The following is a 23,212-nucleotide window of genomic DNA, read 5'->3' as shown; positions in this document are numbered from 1 at the left end:
ATGATCGGCATTGTAGATTATGGGATGGGGAATCTGTTCAGCGTCAGTAAAGCACTCGAACGGTTGAACGTTCCTTATTTTATCAGTGATCAACAAGAGGAGTTACTGAACGCAGATGGGTTGATTTTACCGGGAGTCGGAGCATTTAAAGATGCTATGAATCTTCTTGAAACCACTCACTTAAGAGACACTATCCTCACTTTTGCCCAAAGCGGGAAGCCGCTCTTAGGCATTTGTTTGGGTATGCAGCTACTGTTTGAAGAAAGCAAGGAGAATGGAGCAACAAAAGGATTGGCTCTTCTTCCGGGAGAAGTGCTTCACATCCCGAAAAAGGACAGTCAAGGAAACGCATTCAAAGTCCCTCACATGGGATGGAATCTTCTGCGTTACCAAAAAAAATCCCCCCTTTTAGATGGGTTATCAGAAGGCTATGTGTACTTCGTTCATTCCTATTATGTGCACGAAGGATCCAAAGACGTGATAGTGGCAAGTGCTGACTATGCGGGAGTTGAAATCCCTGCAGTCGTGAGCCGGGAAAATATATTTGGAATGCAGTTTCACCCTGAAAAAAGCGGTGAGCTTGGAATGAAGCTGTTAGAAAACTTTACAAAACGGGTAAAGGAGGCGGTCTCATGAGTTTTACGATTTATCCAGCGATCGATATGCGTGGCGGAAAATGCGTTCGTCTCGTTCAAGGTGACTATAATCAAGAAACGATTTATGGAGACTCTCCGTTTGATATGGCGAAGAAATTCGCCGATGAAGGGGCCGAGTGGATTCACATGGTAGATCTTGATGGGGCAAAGGAAGGCTCCCGGATCAATGATGAATTCGTGATCGCCGTTGCAGAAAAGCTGGATGCCAAGGTTCAGATTGGCGGAGGTATCCGGTCGAAAGAGGACATCGCGCACTATTTAAGCCGAGGTGTGGATCGTGTGATCATTGGAAGTATCGCCGTTTCCAACACAGAATTAGTGAAGGAATGGCTGTCGGAATATGGTGATAAGATTGCCATCGGACTCGATGCAAAGGATGGCTATGTGGCAACTCATGGCTGGTTGGAAACTTCCTCCCTTACAGCGGTGGACCTTGGAAAAGAACTGGCTGAAGCTGGTGCAGAAACATTCATCTTCACCGATATTGCCACAGACGGAATGCTATCTGGTCCCAATGTTGAAGCGGTTGTCGATCTTGCCAAACAAACGGGGAAATCAGTGATTGCGTCTGGAGGCATTAGCTCACTTGAAGATCTGAAGACTTTAAAGCAATACGAAAACCAAGGTGTCTCCGGTGCGATTTGTGGAAAATCACTATATACAGGAAAGTTCACGGTGAGAGAGGCCATAAATGAGGTGAAAACATGTTAACGAAACGGATTGTTCCGTGTCTGGACGTGAAGGATGGAAGAGTGGTAAAAGGCATTCAGTTCGTGGAGCTGCGAGATGCAGGAGACCCCGTTGAACTTGCTAAAGTGTACGATGAGCAAGGTGCCGATGAACTTGTCTTCCTGGATATTTCAGCCTCACATGAAGGACGGAAAACGATGGTGGAAGTCGTTCAGCATGTCGCTGCGGGATTGGCGATCCCTTTTACAGTAGGTGGAGGGATTAACTCAGTTGAAGATATGAAAGCCATCCTGCGTGCAGGGGCAGACAAGGTATCCCTTAATACAGCTGCCGTACTGCGGCCTGAGCTTGTCCGTGAAGGAGCGGATTATTTCGGATCTCAATGTATCGTAGTGGCCATCGATGCCAAACTTGATGAAGAGAGCAAAGGTTGGAAAGTTTATACCCATGGAGGCAGAAAGCTGAAAGACCTGGATGCCGTGGAATGGGCGAAGGAAGTAGAATCACTCGGTGCGGGAGAGATCTTGTTAACGAGCATGGATAGCGATGGAGAGAAGCAGGGGTTCAATCTGGCCCTGACGAAGGCAGTCAGCGAAGCGGTTTCGATTCCGGTGATTGCTTCAGGCGGAGCAGGAAATGCCAGGCACTTCAAAGAAGTATTCACCGAGGGCAAAGCCGATGCGGCCCTTGCAGCCTCCATCTTCCACTATAAAGAAACGAGCGTTGAAGAAGTAAAGAGCTACTTAAGAGAGCAGGAGGTGCATGTACGATGACAAATGACAGTTGGATCGCATCCGTGAAGTACGATGATAAAGGATTGGTACCTGCCATCATCCAGGACGCTTCGACAAAAGAAGTTTTAACACTGGCCTACATGAATGAAACGTCTCTCAAGAAAACGGTTGAGACAGGAGAAACGTGGTTTTACTCCCGTTCACGCCAGGAGCTGTGGCATAAAGGTGAAACGAGCGGGAACACCCAAACGGTCAAGAATATCACGTGGGATTGTGATAAAGATGCCATCCTTGTCCTCGTCGATAAACAAGGTCCTGCCTGTCATAAAGGGGAAGAGAGCTGCTTCCATGAAGGAGTGTACGGTGAGGAAAAATCATCAACAGAAAATATCCTCCTCACTCTGGAAAAACTCATTGAAAATCGTGAAATCAACCGACCAGAGGGAGCATATACAACCTATCTCTTTGAAGAAGGTGTAGACAAAATCCTTAAAAAAGTAGGCGAAGAGGCGTCAGAAGTGATCATCGCTGCGAAAAACAGGGACAGTGAAGAACTGAAATGGGAAGTCGCCGACCTGTTCTACCACGTCCTTGTATTATTAAGAGAACAAAAACTTCCACTTCAAGATGTGTTGGAAGTCCTTGTGGAACGTCATAATAAATAACCTACTGAGGGACGGACCTTCGCGCATACGCGTAAAGGTCCGTCCCTCAAAATATGGTAGTTTAGTACGGGGGTATTGTATGATATACTACTGTAGTTATACTATGAACGTTTCGGAGGACTTTGATGAGAAAAGGGTCAAAATTAGGTAGTGAACAAGCGAAAGTGTTGTCTTTTGTCCCGACTGGCGAGTATTACTACAACAAAGGGATGAAGGCTTATCAACGTCGAGAGCTTAAAAAATCATTAAAATATTTAAATAGAGCATTTCAATTAGAACCAGTAGAACCGATGATTGCCTGTCAATTATCGATTGTGTATACAGAGCTTGGTGAATACAAGCGCTCCAATGATCTATTGCATCAAATCTTGGATGATCTGGATCCAAGAATGTCAGAGTGTCATTATTTTTTGGCCAACAATTATGCCCATTTAGGCTTATTTAAAGAGGCGTACGAACAGGTTTCGGCTTATCTTGACAAAGAAGAATATGGTGAATTCGTCGAGGATGCAGAAGATTTATTAGAACTTCTGGAGCTCGATTCCGATCTGATTGTGGACGATTTATACGAGCATGATGAGCTCATCGTCCAACAGGAGAAAGCAAGAGACCTTCTTGAATCAGGACATTTTCAAAAAGCCGTGGATACCTTACAGGCGGTCATTCAAGATTATCCGGAATTCTGGTCAGCTTATAATAATCTGGCACTTGCCTATTTCTATTTAGGTGAAGTCGATCAAGCAGCTGCTACGTTGGAAGAGGTGCTGGAGAAGAATCCTGGAAATCTTCATGCCCTGTGCAATACGGCTGTTTTTTATTTCTATCAGAAGCGTCATGACGAACTGGACGAATTGATACAGGGTCTTGAGAAGGTCCGTCCCTTACTTCATGAGCATCGTTACAAGCTGGGGGCTACGTTTGCGCTTGTTGGTCATTCGAAGCGGGCGTATGATTGGTTGAAGTCCCTTCAGAAGATTGGCTTCGAGGGCGATGCGAGCTTCTATTATTGGTTGTCGTATTCTGCTTATGAAACGGGTCATGAGGATACTGCCCGTAATGCGTGGAAAAGGGTACTTGATATCAACCCGGAAAAAGAGGGACTCGAGCCTTGGAACGATCAAAAGCAGGCAGAGGGCTTTGAAAATCACGTCACATCGATTTTAAAAAAACTGCAAAGTGAATATACGGAAGAAAAGTTATTCGGTCTGTTTCTTACGTCTATTTCAGATAATCAGAGAGCCATCCTGACTCACGCAGACTTTTGTGATGTGGAGGACCTGTCGATTGTTGAAAAGGTGTATTTAGCACAAGTGTTAAACAGCAACGGAAACAGCTCGATTAAAGTGAATCAGGAGATACGGAATATGCATCAAGTGGCTCTGCACCTTTATGGGGATCACCGACCGATCACGAGCGTGGAGTCCGGATTGTTTCTTACTTGGTTTACAATTGCCTACAGAGGCATAAAAGAACGGGAAACTTTCAAGAATGCCAAAGCTTTTGCAGCGGCAACCGAATTTGTATGGAATCGGCTGCGAAATGAAAAGGTCACGAAGAAGCAGCTATGTGATCGATTCAATTTATCTGCGAGTACCTTGACAAAATACATTGCAGTCGTGGAAAGTTACCTTCCGTGAGCATATTTTTGGACGATGGGAACCTATTTTTTATAGGATAGGTGTAGGAAGTTAATACTATGGGTGGAAGGTTTAGCACCATTACGTTTACGATCCATAGTATTTAAATAAAGAACATGCTTACGACTGTTTCGGAAGGAGAATGTCATTATGTCTGAAGAAAAAATTTATGATGTAATCATTGTAGGTGCGGGCCCCGCAGGAATGACTGCAGCTGTTTATACGTCTCGCGCAAGTCTTTCAACGCTTATGCTTGAAAGAGGAGTGCCGGGTGGACAAATGGCGAATACGGAAGAAGTGGAGAACTATCCAGGCTTCGACCATATTCTGGGACCAGATCTTTCAAATAAAATGTTCGATCATGCGAAGAAATTCGGTGCGGAATACGCATACGGGGACATTAAAGAAATCGTTGACGGAGAAGACTTCAAAATCGTCAAAACCGGTTCGAAAGAATTCAAAGCGCGTGCCGTCATCATCACGACGGGTGCTGAATACAAAAAAATCGGCGTACCAGGGGAAAAAGAGCTTGGCGGACGCGGAGTATCTTATTGTGCAGTATGTGACGGAGCATTCTTTAAAGGAAAAGACCTTGTGGTCGTAGGTGGAGGAGACTCTGCTGTAGAAGAAGGGGTTTACCTGACAAGATTCGCTAACAAAGTAACGATCGTTCACCGTCGCGATGAGCTTCGTGCTCAAAAGATCCTGCAACAGCGTGCCTTTGATAATGAAAAAGTTGATTTCATCTGGAACCACACAGTGAAAGAAATCAACGACAAAGATGGCAAAGTAGGCAGTGTGACCCTTGTTTCTACAGAAAATGGAAAAGAGACAGATTTCCAAGCAGATGGTGTCTTCATCTACATCGGAATGCTTCCACTGACAAAACCATTCGCTAACCTTGGAATCATCAACTCTGAAGGTTATATTGAAACAAACGAACAAATGGAAACAAAGGTTCCTGGAATCTTTGCAGCCGGAGATGTCCGCGAAAAACAACTCCGCCAAATCGTTACCGCAACGGGTGACGGAAGTATCGCCGCTCAAACGGCTCAGCATTATATCGAAGAGCTAAAAGAAAAAGTTAAAAACGGTTAATAAGTAAGCCTTACGAGAAGGAGAGACTTTTCGTAAGGCTTTTTTTGTTTTATTAGGGTAAGAGTGTAGGATCAGTACATGAGTTATTCCCTCTTATGTTTGTTAAAAACATACACCAGTTCCGACAACGTCAGCTTCTTCAATCCTTCATCACATGGCTTGTAAACACCAGCTTCTACTAACCGACGAATAAATTGCTGCCTCTCTCGTTCAACGGCTTCACGTAAAAATGGCATGCGTGTTCACTCCTTTTGGATTCTTATCCATAGTGTAAAGGGAATGAATGTGGAAATCTTCTAGTTTGTAAAGTTTTCTTCCAATTTAGAATTCTTTGTGAGGTTTTCTAACATAATAGTCCAAATCCGTTAGAGGGACATGTATAATCAAGATATTCCCTGCCTAGGAGGATGAGGAGAGCGTGGAAAATGAACCTTCCTATAAGGATAAAAAAGTGATATCAATCGGTGTCGTGAGTGAATTGACCGGATTAACCGAGAGGAAGATCCGTTATTACGAAGAGAAGAATCTGATCTTTCCACAGCGTTCGAATCGAGGCTATCGCAAATACTCCTTTTCCGACGTAGAACGATTAATGGATATCGCCGACCAGCGAGAAGAAGGGGTCACGACAAAGGAAATCAAACATGAATTATCCAGAAAAGAGAGAAAAGAAGCAAAGCAGAAAATGATAAGGGGCCAGCTCAATGCGCGGTTTGGAGTTCAGAAGAAATAAGGGGACGGACCTCTGGAGCGGAGATCGTTCGTTTTTGACGGGGTTTTGTGAATCTGCAAAGTGTGTATTAGGGTATATGATGCTTTGTGTGTGGTAAAAAAAGTAAAATGGCTGGATTTTTCCTGATTTCGGCCGGATTAATCCCAAAAACTGCTGTATTTTTATCGATTTCGGCTCTATTATTAACAAAAGCGGCCGGATTTTTTCAACTAAACCTCAATGAATACCCTATACTGCATAGGGTACTACCGCTCATAAAGGGAAAATCCGTGAGGACCAAGCCAATAATAGACTCATGCCGTGTAAAGTGAACTTAGACTCATGCAATAGCCATCTACAAGACAATTTCTACATCCAAAAAACGCCCCTCGACACGAATAAGAAAAGAAATGAAAAACGATTCGATCGTCAGGAAACTTCCAAAAATAAACAGGATTACAACCCTCTAAAAAGGGAATAACCAACATTATGAAAGTCATCCTGGTTTTTTCGGAAGGTCGGATCATGAATGAAAATATGGAAAATCGTTTCTTTAGTAGCGTTGTTTGCCCTTATTCCCATCGTGTATTTTAGTTTTTATGCCGATGAGACCCAATCATCATCCAAGAAGCGGGTAATCGCATTGGGAGATTCCCTGACATATGGATATGGTGATAAACAAGAAGCGGGTTATATTGGACGGTTGGAAGAGAAAGTAAATAAAGAGCATACAAAGATATCTTATAGCTTTCAAAACCTCGGAGTACCGGGGCAGCAATCGGATCAGCTCTTGGGACAGATTGTGAAACCAGAGGTAGCAGAGGATTTAAGTGAAGCAGATGTCTTTATTATAAACATCGGGACCAATGATTTGATTAAAAACAATGGTGGAGACTTATTTCCTCTTCATCATGATAAGATTGTTGAGGCGAAGAAGGATTATCTCGACCATTTGGATAAAATCTTAAATATCGTTGGAACAGCCAATAAAGAAGCTGACATCATCGTGTTAGGTTTATACAATCCATATCCAGATAAAGATAGTGATAAAATCGAGGCATACGTGGATGATTGGAATGAATCCATGATGAAAGAAGCGGAGAAACATGAGAACGTGAAATACGTCTCCACCAATCCCTTATTTAAAGGGAAGTCCAAGGAAAACTATTTCCATGATTCTCTTCATCCAAATGGTAAAGGATACGAACTACTTGCAGATCAAATCATGAAAAACTATGAATTCTAACCCTGAAATGACAATATTCAACAGAATCTATGAAGTTTCGTAAATCCTGTTGTTATACATTAACAATTCCGTAATACCGTTTTAAATCTGTTGTAACACTAGTGAAACAATTTTCGGGTAATATAGAAAATAAGAAATTGACCCCCTTTTAAGTAATAAATCCCGTTGACGACACAGGACTCGCCTGTGTCTATTTTTTTTTGCTTTTTTTTCCCTGTTATAGTGCCTCCGATGTGCCTGTACCTATTATTTACAATTCCCCATGATGTCAAAACATGTCCCAATATCTTTCGATTTCAATCGACAACCTTCAAACAGCAAGCCAAGACATTGTAGCTTGTCTTCAATCATAGTATAATATAAGGAATGAGAATGACTGAAAGTGGGACTAATGTATTCATTGGCTCCCTAATCATCAAGATTGAGGTGAAGGTAGTGCAACGTGTCACAAATTGTTTATATCTGGATGGAGACAAGGTGCTCCTTCTCCAAAAGCCAAGAAGGAATTGGTGGGTCGCTCCAGGTGGGAAAATGGAGTCCGGCGAATCGATCAGGGATGCTGTCATTCGTGAGTATCGTGAGGAAACGGGCATCTATTTAAAGAATCCTGATTTGAAAGGTGTCTTTACGTTCATTATTAAAGAAGGCGATCAGATTAAATCGGAGTGGATGATGTTTTCTTTCTTTGCAACCGAAGCGGATGGGGTCAACCTTCAGGAATCGGAAGAAGGTAAGATTAAATGGCATCCGATCGAGGATATTAAGGACCTTCCGATGGCTGAAGGAGATTATCATATACTGGACTACCTCTTACACGGAAAGAATACGATTTATGGAACGTTTACCTATACTCCTGATTTCAAGTTATTGTCTTATCGATTAGATCCAAGTTGATCAACAAACTTTTCAAATACAACATTACGATAAAAGCGGGGGAAGAGTATGAGTACAGGTTCTACAAACGATGTTCAATTAGTAATCATAACAGGGATGTCCGGAGCTGGTAAAACCGTTGCCATTCAGAGCTTCGAGGATTTAGGATTTTTCTGTGTGGACAATCTGCCGCCAACTCTCCTGCCAAAGTTTTTGGAACTGATGAAAGAGTCCGGTAATAAAATGAATAAGGTCGCGCTCGTTATGGACCTAAGGGGAAGAGAATTTTTTGACCATCTTTTTAAAGCATTGGACGAATTGGCGGAAACCTCCTGGGTGACACCGCAGGTTTTATATCTTGATGCAGATGATTCCTCTCTTGTCAGACGATACAAGGAAACACGACGTTCTCATCCGCTGGCTCCTTCAGGTTTGCCTCTTGAAGGAATTCGTCAGGAGAGAGAGCTCCTTGAAGAGTTAAAAGGTCGTGCGCAGTTAATTTATACAACTTCAACCATGAAGCCCAGAGAGCTTCGGGAAAAGATTCTAACGGAATTCTCGGTGAATAAAAAGACGATTTTCACGGTGAATGTCGTGTCTTTCGGTTTCAAGCACGGTATCCCGATAGATGCCGATTTGGTGTTTGATGTACGCTTCCTGCCAAATCCGCATTATATTGATCATATGCGGCCGAAAACGGGGTTGGATGAAGAAGTGTCCACCTATGTGCTGAAATGGAATGAAACGAATAAATTCATCGAGAAAGTGACCGATTTACTGTCGTTCATGCTTCCACAATACAAGCGTGAAGGAAAGAGTCAGCTTGTGGTCGCGATTGGATGTACAGGCGGGCAGCATCGATCGGTTGCGTTGGCAGAGTATCTTGGCCATCATTTTGAAAAGGACTATCAAACGAAAATTTCTCATCGAGATATTCAGAAGAGAAAGGGTCTAACAACATGACACATACACCCAAGGTCGTCGTGATCGGAGGAGGAACGGGCCTGCCCGTCCTTCTTCGTGGATTAAAACGACACCCTATCGATATATCGGCCATTGTCACTGTCGCTGATGACGGTGGCAGCTCAGGTCGTTTGCGTGACAGCTTGGATATTCCTCCTCCGGGAGATATACGGAATGTCCTGGCTGCTCTTTCAGAAGTGGAGCCACTGGTGGAACAAATGTTTCAGCATCGTTTTGAAACAACGAATGAACTTTCCGGTCATGCTTTAGGAAACCTGATTATCGCTGCCCTTGCTTCCATTACAGGTGATTTTGTTCATGCGATTCAGGAAATGAGCAGAGTATTGAATGTGAAGGGGAAGGTTTTGCCTTCGGCGAATCAAAGTGTCATCTTAAAGGCGGAGATGGAGGATGGAACGATTGTCACTGGAGAATCGGCCATTCCGAAAGCCGGGAAGAAGATCAAACGGGTCTTCTTAAAGCCGGATAGCATCAAGCCATTGGGAGAAACCTTAAGGGCCATTAAGGAAGCCGATTTAATTGTGATGGGACCGGGAAGTCTATATACTAGTATTTTACCGAATCTCCTTGTTCCAGGGATTGGCGAAGCGGTATGCCGGGCGAAAGCGAAGAAGATGTATATCTGCAACATCATGACCCAGGCGGGAGAAACACTGGACTATTCAGCAAGTGACCATGTGAAGGCTTTATACGATCACCTGGAAACGCCAAGCATTGATTATATCTTAGTCAACAAAAAGCAGGTACCGAAAGAGGTGCAGGCCCGATATAATGAAGAACAAGCGAGTCCCGTTCACTTTGATATGGAAAAATTAAGGTCCATGGGCTTAGAAGTGATTGCAGAAGAGATTCTCTCCTATGACAACCATCTTGTTCGTCATAACACGGAGAAGGTCGCTGATATCATTTATTCTTATCTTGAAAAATCAACCAGATAAACTACGAAAATTTCTTTTGTATAAGGTTGTGCAAGCGTTTGCTAGGAGGTGATGGGGATGTCGTTTGCGTCCGAAACGAAAAAAGAATTAACCAACATTGAAGTAAAAGATTGTTGCGCGAATGCAGAATTATCCGCGTTGATTCGTATGAATGGTTCATTGTCATTCTCGAATCAAAAGCTCGTCGTCAATATTCAAACCGAAAACGCCGCCATTGCCAGGAGAATCTATACATTGATCAAAAAGGGATACGACACCCCGGTAGAGCTATTAGTGCGGAAGAAGATGCGGCTAAAGAAAAACAATGTCTACATTGTACGAATCAAAGAAGATTCAAAGATGATTCTCGAGGATTTGAAAATTCTAGGTGAGGGTTTCACCTTTATTCATAATATATCGGAAGACTTAATCAAGAAGAAATGCTGCAGACGTTCATATTTAAGGGGAGCGTTCCTTGCAGGAGGCTCTGTTAACAATCCGGAAACCTCATCCTATCACTTAGAAATTTTTTCTCTTTATTCTGAACACAACGATGCGTTGTCCGAGCTGATGAATTCCTTCGGGTTGAATAGTAAAACCCTTGAACGAAAAAAAGGCTTCATTACGTATTTGAAGGAAGCAGAGAAAATCACGGAGTTTTTGAATATCATCGGGGCCCACAATGCCTTGCTCCGATTTGAGGATGTACGGATTGTCAGGGATATGAGAAATTCCGTTAATCGTCTTGTAAATTGTGAGACGGCTAATTTAAATAAAACCATCGGTGCTGCTTTAAGACAGGTCGAAAACATTAAGTTTATTGAAAAGCATGTAGGATTACAGGTATTACCCGATAAACTAAGAGAAATCGCAGAATTACGAGTGAATTATCAAGACGTTACATTGAAAGAACTAGGGGAAATGGTGTCAGGCGGCACCATCAGTAAATCAGGGATTAATCACCGCTTAAGGAAAATTGACCAGCTTGCTGAGAAACTCAGAGCGGGAGAGAAGATGCAATAATTAAGGGCAAAGGGGAGAGAAATGATTATGGTGGAAAAACAAGTGGAAGTGAAATTGAAAACAGGTCTTCAGGCACGTCCGGCGGCATTATTCGTTCAGGAGGCGAACCGCTTCTCATCTGAAATCTTCTTAGAAAAGGATGGGAAGAAGGTAAATGCAAAAAGCATCATGGGCTTAATGAGTTTAGCCATTTCTACAGGTTCTGCCATTACGTTAGTAGCGGACGGAAGTGACGAAGAAGAAGCATTGGTTGCACTGGAGAGATTTGTACAAAAAGAAGCATAGATCTACTTGATAAAAAGCCGATGACCGGGGAGTGGTCATCGGCTTTTTTTATTGGATTTCTGATGTGGCGCGATTACGTACGTGGCCGTTCTGCTTACCATGGGCTCCGCTTTCTCTGTGAGTAATACCCGCACAAGATGATTTCACCCGAGGCAAACATCAGGTGAAAAATTAAACCTTTTTCCATAAATGTTCAACTTTAAGATGGAAGAATATTTGCTTTTTTGTTACATTGTACTTTTAAGGTGAAATGGATAAAAAGACACATATTATTTCCAGTCTCCACCTATTAAACTAGAAAACACGAGAGTATAATATAATGAGTTTGGAAGAAAAGAATAAAAAGAAAATGAAGGCAGTATGAATGTAAAAAACGCTGACGATAAAGGAAGACGATGCCGGAATGGAAAAATACACAAAGCATTTCTTTAATAATATTCGAAAAAAATTGCAAGAGTGGGAAACAGCCGTCGCCATCCCCCATGAAGAGGTGTACAGGTTCATCCACTCGTTGGCTGGATCAGCTTCGGTCCTTGGCTTACATAAAATCGGGGATAGGTCCCGCGAATTGATGGACCGGTATGAGGAAAAAGAAGGCCGGACGTGGACGATTTCGGAAGTGAAGGAAGAACTGTTCGATATCATCCAGTACTGTTATCAATATGAGGAGGAATCAATCGGAGTATTACCAGGTAAACAAAGCAGGTCTGGGGAAGAACCTGTTATATTACTCATTGATGATGATACGTCCTTCCTTATGTACATGAAGGAAGAGCTGGAGAAAATCGGGTGGTATGTCGTCCCTATCGCCAACCCTGATAAGGCGATCATATCCTACTATGATGTGAGGCCGGATTGTGCCATCATCGATATTTATATGGACGGTACGAACGGATTCGAAGTCCTGGATTTTTTCAAGAAGAAGTTGAAGCAGCAATTCATTCCTACTGTCATGGTGAGTGGGGAGAACAGTAAGGAAGTCCGTATGAAAAGCTATCAGATGGGAGCCGATGATTTTATTGCAAAACCATTTGAGCTTGATGAGTTTATTGTCCGTGTAGAGAGGCAGATGGAACGGAAGAAACAGATGGAAGAGCTTGTACTGATCGATGAATTGACCCTGGTTTATAATCGTAAATACCTGAGTCAGGCTTATGCTCAAGTGCAAAGTAATTGGGCGAGGACCGGGGACTCGTATTGTTTGGCCGTCCTTGATTTAGACTATTTCAAAGGAGTGAACGACCGGTACGGCCATCTTGTTGGGGATCAAGTCTTAAAGAAATTTGCCTCACAGCTAAAGTCCGAAACAAGAGTTCAGGACACTGTCTTTCGCTTTGGGGGGGAAGAATTTGTCGTATTGTTCCCTAATACGTCTATAAAAGAAGCGTGTACTCTTGTCGATGATATACGTAAGAGGTTCAGTCAATTGAAGTTTCAGGCAGAGTCTGACTTTTTCTGTACCTTCTCAGCAGGGGTCACAGAAATTGCTGATCCGACGAAGCCTTTCGATACATGGCTTAAGCTTGCCGATCAGGCCCTTTATGAGGCGAAAAGCAGCGGCAGGAATATTGTGAAGATGGATGGGAAAGCAAGTGAGCATACTCCTCATAAAACGATGAAAATTGCTATTGTCGATGATGATCCAATCATCCGGACGGTGATGATGGACATCGTGTCGAAGCTGCCGGGTGAGCAGCATATTCAGTATGACATCCAGACATTCAAAGATGGGGCCGCTTTTATAGAGTCAGAGTGGCATATGACAAACCCTTGTCTGGTGATATTAGACGGGGTGATGCCGAAGATGGATGGGCTTGAAGTATTGGAGCGCCTCCGTTCAAGGAGTGATTCCGATCGCTACAAGGTGCTCATGCTGACATCCCGGAGGAGCGAAAAGGACATTTCAAGATCCCTTCAGCTTGGAGCGGACGATTATATGACGAAGCCGTTTAAACTATTAGAGCTTGAGGCCCGTTTGGGTCAAATGCTAAAAAGGATGAGATAGAACATTGTTCTCTGAGGAACTTTTTTATTTTTCTATTGTGCTGGTTGGTTTGCTTGTTGTGTTAACGGGCCTTTGCCTGTATTTAATGATAAAAAAGATGATCGACAATAAAAATCGGGGTAAGATCGAGAGGTTTAAAGAGGAGTATCAATTAGCCCTTTTTCAGTTTTTACATGAGGGCGTGAAGGATGAGAAGTTAATGCAAGGCTCGCCTTTACAGACCAGGGCGCTCATTGAGTTGTTGGCCGGCTTTTCAAAGATGTTTGCATCTCTCGACATTCAGGAACGATTGCAAGGGTTTGCAGAAGACCATTTTCAAACGTTCATTCTGTCACAGCTGAGGCACAGAAGGTGGAGCCTTAGGATGAATGCCCTTTACTGGATACAGGATTTCAAGATGGAAAGTATGACTGGAGCATTAAGGGAGCTCCAAGACTCCAAATCGATGAGCAGATCGGAAGAAATTCAATTGCTGAAAATCGCTGTTCTGTTCGATGAGGAAGACCTGCTTGCTAGATTGACTGGGACGAAGCATGATTTGACGGAATTTGAGTACAGTATACTGTTTCATTCATTCAGGGAAGATCAGTTTCAACCATTGGTCCTGGCTTTTGATGAACTCCCTGATGTGATGAAATATGCCCTCATCGATTCGATCGGGGTAAAAAATAGGATGGAACATGTTGCTTTCCTAGAGGACCTGTTGGAGGTGGACTCCACTGAACTAAGGGTCCGTGCATTGAAAGCGGTGGTGGGTATGGAGTTTTATCTTTCCATACCTAAACTTTCCGTTCACCTACGCGCTGAATCCTGGCAGGAACGGCTGATGGCCATCAAAGCATGTGAGTATATCCGTTCCCGGGAGCTCACTCCATACTTACAAGAGCTTATGAGTGATCCATCTTTTTATGTCCGGTCCCAGGCGGCGCAATCCCTCTTGCGCCTTGAAAACGGGAAAGCTTTGTTAGGAGAAATCGCTGCCCATGCCGAAGACGAATATGCAAGGGATATGGCTGGGCAATGGCTGGAAAGGGGGGCGGTTACATGAATATAACAGCAGAATGGGGAAACATCATGATGTTCATCGGATGGTTTGTTCTCATTTATATGATTCTTGTTATCTCTTTTTATACGATTCTCCTCGTGATCTCCCTTTTTCAATTAAGGAAAACCTACGGGCTGGATGATTGGCAGCCGTACGAAGAGCTCTTACACCTCCATCAGACGAAGCCGGTTTCCATACTGGTCCCTGCTTACAATGAATCTGTCGGTATCATGGCGACGGTGAGGTCCTTACTGAGTATTGAATACCCTGAATATGAAATCATTATCATAAACGATGGCTCAACCGATGATACCATGGAAAAGCTCGTTGAGGCATTCCAATTGGTGAAGATTAAATGGGTGATCCGTCAACAGCTTCAAACAAAGTCAGTAAAGGGAGTTTACCAATCAAAGCTGTACAAAAATTTGCTCGTTATCGATAAAGAAAATGGCGGGAAAGCCGATGCATTGAATGCCGGGATTAACGTGTCCAATTATCCATACTTCTGTTCCATTGATGGAGACTCGGTTCTTGAACGGACCGCCTTCTTAAAGGTGATGAAACCGATCATTGAATCAGATGGCGACGTGATTGCATCCGGTGGAAGTATTCGCATCGCCAACGGATGTGAAATCGAAAGTGGAGAAATTGTGAAAGTAGGGTTGTCACGTTCTCCAATCGTTGTCATGCAGGTCATTGAATATTTACGGGCGTTCCTTATGGGGCGCATCGGCTTAAGCAGGCACAATCTGCTGCTGATCGTATCGGGAGCGTTTGGTGTGTTCTCGAAGCGCTGGGTCGTGGACGCAGGAGGATATTCCCACACGGTAGGAGAGGATATGGAACTTGTTGTCAGGCTCCATCGGTATGTAAAGGAGCAAAGAGCGGACAAAAAGATTGTTTATGTTCCGGATCCAGTCAGCTGGACGGAGGCACCGGAATCATTGAAGTACTTGAGGCGCCAGAGGAGCAGATGGCATCGGGGTTTATTTGAAAGCCTTTGGATTCACCGCCGCCTTCTGTTTAACCCCAAATATGGCTCTATTGGAATGGTGTCCATGCCTTATTTTCTTATCATTGAATTCTTTGGTCCTGTCGTTGAATTGATGGGTTATATCATTATGATTCTATCGCTCTTTCTCGGCGGGGTTTATCTTGAATTTGCGATTTTATTATTTTTACTCTCGATCCTTTATGGCTCGATTCTGTCCATGGCAGCCGTTCTTCTGGAAGAATGGTCCGTCAGAAAGTATCCGAAAGCATCCGACATCGGGAGGCTTTTCGCCTATTCATTAACCGAGACATTATGGTATCGTCCGTTAACCGTTTTATGGCGCTGTGAAGGAATACTCGACGTGATCCGCAAGAAAAGGGGCTGGGGAGAAATGGCGAGAAAAGGGGTGTCAAAATGACGAAGCTGAAATCCTATTCATTTGTCTTGTTCATCGCAGGCATCGTCCTGCTGGTGTCTGCCCCTTTTTGGCTCTGGCAGGTTAAGAAAGAGAAGGACCTGGACCTACTGGTCATTGATAAAACGGTCCCTGATACGACGTACCGTGAACATAAAGGGCTGATGTGGCTTCTGAATCAGCAAAAATATGTACAAACGAATGGGGATCGTTACGATTTAAAGAAAGACTATGTTGGATTTGTTCCCAACAAAAATCAAACCTTTGATATTAAAAATATCCCTCCATCCACCGACCGGTATGATGCAGTCTACATAGCCGATACGTATGGTGTGTATGAAGAGGAGTTCCATAATGAAAATGTCTCTGGCAAGCGTTCCTCCAAGCTTTACGGAGGCTTGACGGACCAGGATATGGAAGTATTGAGAGACATGGCAATGAACGATGGAAAAACATTGATCGCCGAGTTCAATTCCATGGCACAGCCTACGGAAGAAGCAACAAGGAAGAAATTCTATTCCCTGTTCAATCTGGAGTGGTCGGGCTGGATCGGAAGGTATTTCCCTGAACTGACGAATAGCGAAGTGCCTGAATGGGTGAGGGATAACTACGAGAAACAGTATGGTGAATCGTATCAGTTCACGGGACCGGGTTATGTGCTTGTGGACGAAAAGGACCGGTTGGTGGTGTTGGATAAGGATGACATCGGGAAGAAAGGTGTCGTTTTTTCCACCACGCCTCAGGGTGAAGAGTTCATCGGCGAAGAAATCAGCACAGCTTATTCATATTGGTTTGATATCGTGGAAGCGATCAATCCTGATGAGGTCATGGCCAACTATACGCTGTCACTGTCAGAGAGTGGAAAGGACACCATGAAAGCACTGAATCTTCCTGTTACATTCCCGGCTGTGGTTCACGGCCAGAACCGTCAATTTGACACGTATTATTTCAGCGGTGATTATGCGGATCAGGCGGATGTGCCTGACCTGTACCAGACCGTCGGGTTTTCTACCTGGAGAAAATGGACGGGGTCCACCAGTCCGGATGACATGTCTCAATTTTACTGGAAGGCGTATACTCCCCTGATGACGGCGATCCTTAAGGATATCCAAAAGGATGGTGACCGTAAGGAGACCCAATTCGTTGAAATTACCAAAGAAAATGATGTGAAGCTCGCTGGGAAAACCGGCACAGACTACATTCAGGTGAAGAAGGATGGAAAGTGGGAAGACCTCCTCATAAAAGGGGTGAATATGGGAATTGCAAGGCCGGGTTCTTTCCCAGGTGAAACCGCGATTTCCAAAGAGGAATATCTGAGGTGGTTCAAGCAGATCGGAGGGATGAATGCGAACTCCCTCCGGATTTACACCATCCATCCTCCCGAATTTTATGAAGCTTTTTACGAGTACAATCAAATGGCAGAAAAACCGCTGTATTTATTCCACGGCGTGTGGGTCAATGAAGAGATCTTCTTAAGGTCCGAGGATGCCTTTGCAAAGGAAAACACCGACGAACTTTCGTCAGAAATCAAGAAGACCATTGATCTCGTGCATGGGAATGCTGAAATACCGGAACGAAAAGGTCATGCGTCCGGATCTTACACCTATGACATATCCCCTTACGTCCTTGGCTGGATTTTCGGGGTGGAGTGGGATCCCGAAGTGGTCCTTGCGACAAATGAAAAGCATAAAGGACTTCAGGATTTCAAGGGAGAATACATTGAGACGGAAAAGGCACAGCCTTTTGAAATCTGGCTCACTGAAAGAATGAATGAAGGAATCGCATATGAAACGGATACGTATCAATGGCAAAGGCCTGTGAGCTTCACGAACTGGGTCACGACCGATCTGTTGGATCATCCAAGTGAACCCCTGGAGAAAGAAGACATGGTGTCTGTGAATCCGAACGTCATGAAGGGCACCGACAAATTGAAAACGGGTTTATTTGCTTCCTATCATATTTATCCGTATTATCCCGATTTTCTGAATTACGAGCCGGAGTATGTCGATTATATCGACCAACGGGGAGAAAAGAACAACTATGCAGGCTATTTGAATGATATGAAGAAAGCACACTCCATGCCGTTAGTCGTAGCGGAGTTCGGTGTCCCGGGATCACGGGGACTGACACATGAAAACGTCTACGGCATGGATCAGGGTCATCATTCGGAAAAAGAGCAAGGTGAAATCGACCGGCGATTATTCGAAGATATCGTGGAAGAAAAAATGGCCGGTGGAATGGTGTTCGCCTGGCAGGATGAGTGGTTCAAACGGACGTGGAATACGATGGACTATGACAACCCCGACAGGCGCCCGTTCTGGCAAAATGCCCAAACCAATGAGCAGCAGTTCGGAATGTTGAGCTTTGACCCGGGGCTGAGTAAATCCAGCATGATCCACGTGGACGGAAGGACCGGGGATTGGACTTTTAATGGGATCAAACCTGCTTTTGACAAGGATGGACACAGCCTCTATGTGACGAGTGATGAACGCTTTGTCTATATACGGGTTGATTCAGAACGAATTTCTGAAGGGAAAGACACCTATCTACTCTTTGACACGATTCAAGACCAGGGGCAATCCACGATTCCGAATGTGAAGGATGTGTCCACAAAAGGGGTGGACTTTGCCCTTCACATAAAGGGAGAGAAGGAAGCACGTTTGTGGATCGACAGCTATTATGACACCCATCACTATCAGTATGGGCATGTGCTTCATATGATTGAAGAAGAGAAATATGCGAAAGTGAAAAACAACGGGGAGTATCATCCGATCCGATTGACGTTGAACAAATCATTGGATGTAGGGGGGAAGAATATCCCGTTTCAGTCCTATGAAACAGGCGTCCTCCAGTTCGGGACATCGAATCTTCAGGATAAAGCGTATGATTCTTTGACGGATATCGGTGTTGACTCTTCTCAAGGTCGATATGAAGTCCGTATTCCTTGGCAGTTGCTGAATGTGAAGGACCCAAGCCTTAAAGAAGCGATGGGGGATATTTGGTCAGGTAATGGATTGCAAAGCTCAACGACCCTGGAGTCCATCAAGATCGGTTTATACGAAAGAGATGGAGGCAAGGTCTTCTCATACCCTGCCAGTACCGGGGACGGATTCATCAATCCCGCAAAATTTCATCCGTACTCCTGGGAAACATGGGACCAGCCGACCTCCCATGAGAGATTGAAGCAATCCTACTATGAAATGAAAAAAGCATTTGAGAAAGAAGGGGAATAAGAATGGCGAGAATTCTCATTGCGGAAGATGAAGAAGTCCTCCGGATGTTGATGGTGGATACACTCGAAGACGAGGGACATGAGCTCGATGAAGCAGCCGATGGCCGGGAAGCGGTCGATCAGATCATGGAAAATGACTATGATCTCATTCTTCTCGATTATATGATGCCTCTTTTGAGTGGTCTGGAAGTGATTGAAAGGGTGAGGAATTCACCTGAAAAAAGTACGGTGAAAATCATGATGGTTTCTGCCAAGAGCCAGCAATCGGATAAGGACCTCGTGTTGAAATCCGGAGCCGATTATTTCATCGCCAAGCCGTACAGTCCGGCAGAACTCGTTCAGCGGATCGAGGACATATTGAATGAAGAAAATTAAAGAATTATTCCAAACAAGCCTACGCAATCAATTCATCGGATTGATGAGCGGCTTCATCGTCATTTTCTTCATCGTGGCAGCCTTTTTGTCTTTGTATGATCAATCCATTACGAATGAGTACCAGGTTCAGAGGAATCAGTTGAATCAAAAAGAAGACCTGGCTGAGCAATTGGACAGAGATTTTCAAAAGGCCTTCTTTGATGCGAGAGGATACCTTGCATTTGGAAGGCAGGAGTTCAAAAAAAGTATCTTTAATCAAGAGAAAAAAGTGGATGACACGTTAAAGAAATTAAAAGGGTTAAAAACAGAACCGGAAGATCAGCTCTTTTTTAAAGATGTAGAGGAATTTTCCAATCTTTATTTCAAGGATATGGCGCCGCGGATCATAAGCGATTATGAAAAGGGGGATATAGAGGCTGTGAAAGAGGCTTCGGCAGCCGGGGCCACTGCTACAATCGAAACGTTCCAAACCCAGCTCAACGGGTATACGGACTCCATTGAACAAAGCAAGCGAAGTGCGTATGATGAGTTGAAACGGAAAGAGTCAATAAGTCAAACGGCTTTTGTGATCTTCATTTTTCTTATGCTGCTGGTTCTGATGAGATTGATGAGAATGATTGCAAAACAAATCGGTCATCCTCTCAACCAGGTGGCCTCTGCCGCTGAACAAATTGCAGAAAACGATTCATACCAACAGTGGACGTTTGAGAATAAACGGAAAGATGAAATCGGTAAGATGTCCAGGGCATTCGAAAAGATGATTTATAAAATCCAGGAGAAGGAAGAGCATCTCCTGGCCCAAAATGAAGAACTGCAGGCCCAGCAGGATGAGCTGGAATCCCAGCAGTCTGAACTTGAGCATCTGCTGAATATGACGATGAACAGGGAGTCGCAGCTCGAACGCCGGAACGAATTCATTCATGGGATTTCGGGCTCCCTGAACAAACAAGAGGTACTGGAAAGCATTGTGAAGAGTATGAGTCAGGTGATGGGAGCTTCACGGGGCATGATTGTTCTCATGGATGAGCAAAAGTCAAATGCATCATTTGGGATCTCTCAAAATGGTGTTGCACAGTTCTTGACGTACATTTATAACGGGATCCATCAACGATTATTCGATTCGAGGGAACCTTTCTCCCTCAAGCGGGAAATGCTGCCTCTTGAGAAGGGGTATCATGAAGAAACCCTCTACTCGTATGACTTATTTTTACCTGTCCTTTCCGCCGATCAACAAGTGGAAGCCATCATGGTATTTAGCCGTTTCGGAAATGATTTCGATAAGCAGGAGTTGGCTGAGTACACGAGTCTGGCAAAGCAAATCTCCATTTCTCTGCAAAAGATCAGACTGTTTGAAGAAACCGAGGCAAACCGTCAATTAACGCAGGATATCCTGAATAATATTCAAGAAGGAATACAGCTCATCGATAAAGACGGCAACAACTTATTAATGAATACGAAATTAACGACCTTGATCGAGGGGGAGATCGATGAACTTCAACAGGCATGCTATCAAACATGGAAGCAGGCACTGATCGATCGGGTCGAAAACAAAGAAAAACTGGATGAATATTATGAGACCATCGTGAAGGAAGGGAAGACAGGTAAACATCTTCTTACCTATCATCTGGTGGACAGTAAAGAAGTCTTCCAGGTATACTCCGAATCTCTTTATCGAGGGCAGGAGCAGGTCGGCACCATATTCGTCCACCGGAATATCACAAAAGAATTCGAAGTCGATCAAATGAAATCAGAATTCGTCAGTACGGTCAGTCATGAGCTTCGCACCCCGCTGTCGAGCGTGCTTGGCTTTACGGAACTTATGCTGACGAAGGAGTTAAAACCGGAAAGAACAAAGAAATACTTAACGACGATTTATCAAGAAGCAAAGCGGCTGACGTCCCTCATCAACGATTTCCTTGACGTCCAGCGCATGGAGTCGGGACGCCAAACCTTCGAGAGGCGATTTGAGGATGTTGTCCCGATCATTCAGCATGTGATCGATACCCAAAAGGTCAATGCCCCCCATCACTTCTTTAATATCGCAAGGGAGACGGATTGTACGATCGTCCTGGGAGATCGGGATAAGTTGTCCCAGGCATTCACCAATCTGGTCAGCAATGCCATCAAGTATTCACCTGATGGGGGTACCATAACGATCTATTTACGGGAAGAAGAGGATAGTATTCTCATAGATATCAGGGATGAAGGTCTCGGCATACCAAGTGACTCGATTCCAAACTTATTCACCAAATTTTATCGTGTCGACAATTCTGACCGCAGAAGAATCGGTGGCACGGGATTAGGACTTACGATCGTAAAAGAAATCATCGAGATCCATGACGGGGAAATCACTGTGTCATCAGAGGAGGGGAAAGGAAGCGTGTTTACCATCCGCTTACCTCTCGTGACCATCGAAACCTTCAAAGAGGATGAACACTGCGGGGATGGGATGAAAATTATCGTCATTGAAGACGATATCAATCTTGCTTCCTTACTGAAAGCGGAGCTATCCGACAGTGGTTTCAAGGTGCAGCACACTCCGTCAGGAAATGATGCCTTGAAAGAAATGCAGGAATCGAAGCCTGATGCCGTTGTCCTCGATATTATGCTCGAAGGCAGCATGTCGGGATGGGATGTACTTGAAAAAATCAAATCGGACCAAAATTTTGCACAAGTACCGATTATTATATCTTCCGCATTAGATGAAAAAGAAAAAGGACTCACGCTCGGAGCCAATGATTATTTAGTCAAACCATATCACCCTAGTAAGCTATCCAAAACGATCTTACATCTCCTCTTGAAAAAAGGGATGAATGGTGAGGTTTTAGTACCGATTAAGGAGAAAACGTTTGAAATAGAGTAAAATAAAAACCCCCTCACGGCTCAATTCCGTGAGGGGGTTTCATTCTCTTACTTATTATTCATATCGTTACGAGTGATGATGCGATCGATCAATCCATATTCAAGCGCTCTTTCCGCTGTCATGAAGTTATCGCGATCAGTATCTTTTGAAATCACTTCCAATGGTTGACCAGTGCGATCAGCCAGGATTTGATTCAGTTTTTCACGAAGGAATAGAATACGCTTCGCTGCAATTTCAATTTCCGTTGCTTGACCTTGTGCTCCACCAAGTGGTTGGTGAATCATTACTTCAGCGTTTGGAAGGGCTAAGCGCTTACCTTTAGCACCAGCTGCAAGAAGGAACGCACCCATTGAAGCGGCCATACCTATACAGATCGTTTGTACATCAGGCTTAATGTACTGGATCGTATCGTAAATTGCCATACCTGCCGTAATGCTTCCACCAGGAGAATTTATGTAGATTGAGATATCCTTCTCCGGGTTTTCAGATTCAAGGAAAAGAAGTTGTGCTACAATGGAGTTTGCCACATTGTCATCAATGCCGCTTCCAAGCATGATTACACGGTCTTTCAATAAACGTGAATAAATGTCATACGCACGTTCACCGCGGTTTGTTTGTTCAATTACTGTAGGAATTAAATTCATCCTCGTTCCTCCTTAGAAATCCTTTTTATTTTTCTGAATTACTTATTCACTTTGTACTGTAATCATACACCCATGGTCAATAAAGGTCAAACTAAACGCTTCCTTTATTCCCCTGTATG

21 protein-coding genes are annotated in these 23,212 nt (G+C 44.0%); 19 read left to right on the top strand and 2 right to left on the bottom strand.

Features of this window, described 5'->3' with window-relative positions; all coding sequences use genetic code 11:
* From hisH to trxB, 6 genes are all read left to right on the top strand, one after another.
* The gene (gene hisH / locus AAEM60_RS20030) at positions 1-636 is read left to right on the top strand and encodes an imidazole glycerol phosphate synthase subunit HisH (protein WP_341356958.1); all 636 of its coding nucleotides are present in this window, start codon (positions 1-3) and stop codon (positions 634-636) included.
* The gene (gene hisA, locus AAEM60_RS20025) at positions 633-1,367 is read left to right on the top strand and encodes a 1-(5-phosphoribosyl)-5-[(5-phosphoribosylamino)methylideneamino]imidazole-4-carboxamide isomerase (protein WP_299743236.1); all 735 of its coding nucleotides are present in this window, start codon (positions 633-635) and stop codon (positions 1,365-1,367) included. Before hisH ends, hisA begins: the two co-directional genes overlap by 4 nt.
* The gene (gene hisF / locus AAEM60_RS20020) at positions 1,361-2,119 is read left to right on the top strand and encodes an imidazole glycerol phosphate synthase subunit HisF (RefSeq protein WP_299743239.1); all 759 of its coding nucleotides are present in this window, start codon (positions 1,361-1,363) and stop codon (positions 2,117-2,119) included. Before hisA ends, hisF begins: the two co-directional genes overlap by 7 nt.
* Entirely contained in the window at positions 2,116-2,745 is a 630-nt protein-coding gene (gene hisIE / locus AAEM60_RS20015) for a bifunctional phosphoribosyl-AMP cyclohydrolase/phosphoribosyl-ATP diphosphatase HisIE (RefSeq protein ID WP_341356957.1), read from the top strand. Before hisF ends, hisIE begins: the two co-directional genes overlap by 4 nt.
* Before the next feature lie 125 nt (positions 2,746-2,870).
* Positions 2,871-4,382 carry a tetratricopeptide repeat protein gene (locus tag AAEM60_RS20010; protein WP_299743245.1) on the top strand — a complete coding sequence of 504 codons (1,512 nt, stop codon included), beginning with the start codon at positions 2,871-2,873 and terminating at the stop codon, positions 4,380-4,382.
* Positions 4,383-4,532: 150 nt separating this feature from the next.
* Positions 4,533-5,480 (top strand): thioredoxin-disulfide reductase, encoded by a 948-nt coding sequence (gene trxB, locus AAEM60_RS20005; RefSeq protein ID WP_299743248.1) that lies wholly within the window; start codon positions 4,533-4,535, stop codon positions 5,478-5,480.
* An 83-nt stretch (positions 5,481-5,563) separates the two neighbouring features.
* Here trxB and AAEM60_RS20000 read toward each other — a convergent pair whose 3' ends face one another.
* The gene (locus AAEM60_RS20000) at positions 5,564-5,716 is read right to left on the bottom strand and encodes a Fur-regulated basic protein FbpA (protein ID WP_299743251.1); all 153 of its coding nucleotides are present in this window, start codon (positions 5,714-5,716) and stop codon (positions 5,564-5,566) included.
* Positions 5,717-5,898: 182 nt separating this feature from the next.
* On the opposite strand from AAEM60_RS20000, the gene AAEM60_RS19995 reads away from it, so the two are divergent.
* The 13 genes from AAEM60_RS19995 (at position 5,899) to AAEM60_RS19935 (ending at position 22,449) form a co-directional block, all read left to right on the top strand.
* Positions 5,899-6,213 carry a MerR family transcriptional regulator gene (locus AAEM60_RS19995; RefSeq protein WP_299743253.1) on the top strand — a complete coding sequence of 105 codons (315 nt, stop codon included), beginning with the start codon at positions 5,899-5,901 and terminating at the stop codon, positions 6,211-6,213.
* Positions 6,214-6,721: 508 nt separating this feature from the next.
* A complete protein-coding gene (locus AAEM60_RS19990) occupies positions 6,722-7,438 on the top strand; it encodes a GDSL-type esterase/lipase family protein (protein ID WP_299743256.1) in 717 nt (238 codons plus the stop codon).
* Between the two features lie 435 nt (positions 7,439-7,873).
* Positions 7,874-8,332: an 8-oxo-dGTP diphosphatase gene (locus AAEM60_RS19985; RefSeq protein WP_113970858.1), complete on the top strand. Its 459-nt coding sequence runs from the start codon at positions 7,874-7,876 to the stop codon at positions 8,330-8,332.
* Between the two features lie 48 nt (positions 8,333-8,380).
* Positions 8,381-9,274, top strand: coding sequence for an RNase adapter RapZ (rapZ, locus tag AAEM60_RS19980; protein WP_044338286.1), 894 nt, complete (start codon positions 8,381-8,383; stop codon positions 9,272-9,274).
* Complete coding sequence (locus tag AAEM60_RS19975; RefSeq protein WP_341356956.1) at positions 9,271-10,233, top strand: YvcK family protein; 963 nt, start codon at positions 9,271-9,273, stop codon at positions 10,231-10,233. The genes rapZ and AAEM60_RS19975 overlap by 4 nt, the downstream gene beginning before the upstream one ends.
* Before the next feature lie 57 nt (positions 10,234-10,290).
* Positions 10,291-11,235: a DNA-binding protein WhiA gene (gene whiA, locus AAEM60_RS19970; RefSeq protein ID WP_299743267.1), complete on the top strand. Its 945-nt coding sequence runs from the start codon at positions 10,291-10,293 to the stop codon at positions 11,233-11,235.
* Positions 11,236-11,262: 27 nt separating this feature from the next.
* Positions 11,263-11,520 (top strand): HPr family phosphocarrier protein, encoded by a 258-nt coding sequence (locus AAEM60_RS19965; protein ID WP_044338500.1) that lies wholly within the window; start codon positions 11,263-11,265, stop codon positions 11,518-11,520.
* Positions 11,521-11,923: 403 nt separating this feature from the next.
* On the top strand, positions 11,924-13,525 hold the full coding sequence (locus AAEM60_RS19960; protein WP_299743280.1) for a diguanylate cyclase: 1,602 nt from the start codon (positions 11,924-11,926) through the stop codon (positions 13,523-13,525).
* A gap of 97 nt (positions 13,526-13,622) precedes the next feature.
* The gene (locus AAEM60_RS19955) at positions 13,623-14,573 is read left to right on the top strand and encodes a HEAT repeat domain-containing protein (RefSeq protein ID WP_341356955.1); all 951 of its coding nucleotides are present in this window, start codon (positions 13,623-13,625) and stop codon (positions 14,571-14,573) included.
* Positions 14,570-15,982 carry a glycosyltransferase gene (locus tag AAEM60_RS19950; RefSeq protein ID WP_299743286.1) on the top strand — a complete coding sequence of 471 codons (1,413 nt, stop codon included), beginning with the start codon at positions 14,570-14,572 and terminating at the stop codon, positions 15,980-15,982. The genes AAEM60_RS19955 and AAEM60_RS19950 overlap by 4 nt, the downstream gene beginning before the upstream one ends.
* Complete coding sequence (locus AAEM60_RS19945; protein WP_341356954.1) at positions 15,979-19,212, top strand: hypothetical protein; 3,234 nt, start codon at positions 15,979-15,981, stop codon at positions 19,210-19,212. Before AAEM60_RS19950 ends, AAEM60_RS19945 begins: the two co-directional genes overlap by 4 nt.
* Positions 19,213-19,214: 2 nt before the next feature.
* Complete coding sequence (locus tag AAEM60_RS19940; protein ID WP_299743292.1) at positions 19,215-19,586, top strand: response regulator transcription factor; 372 nt, start codon at positions 19,215-19,217, stop codon at positions 19,584-19,586.
* Complete coding sequence (locus AAEM60_RS19935; protein WP_299743296.1) at positions 19,573-22,449, top strand: ATP-binding protein; 2,877 nt, start codon at positions 19,573-19,575, stop codon at positions 22,447-22,449. The genes AAEM60_RS19940 and AAEM60_RS19935 overlap by 14 nt, the downstream gene beginning before the upstream one ends.
* A 47-nt stretch (positions 22,450-22,496) precedes the next feature.
* Here the strand turns inward: AAEM60_RS19935 and clpP are convergent, their stop codons facing one another.
* Entirely contained in the window at positions 22,497-23,093 is a 597-nt protein-coding gene (gene clpP / locus AAEM60_RS19930; RefSeq protein WP_098352025.1) for an ATP-dependent Clp endopeptidase proteolytic subunit ClpP, read from the bottom strand.
* Positions 23,094-23,212 lie beyond the last annotated feature (119 nt).

This window comes from Rossellomorea sp. y25 (genome assembly GCF_038049935.1).
In the GTDB taxonomy this organism is placed as follows: Bacteria; Bacillota; Bacilli; order Bacillales; family Bacillaceae_B; genus Rossellomorea.
Note: the sequence above shows the minus strand (reverse complement) of the source record. Positions and strands in the feature narration are given on the sequence as shown.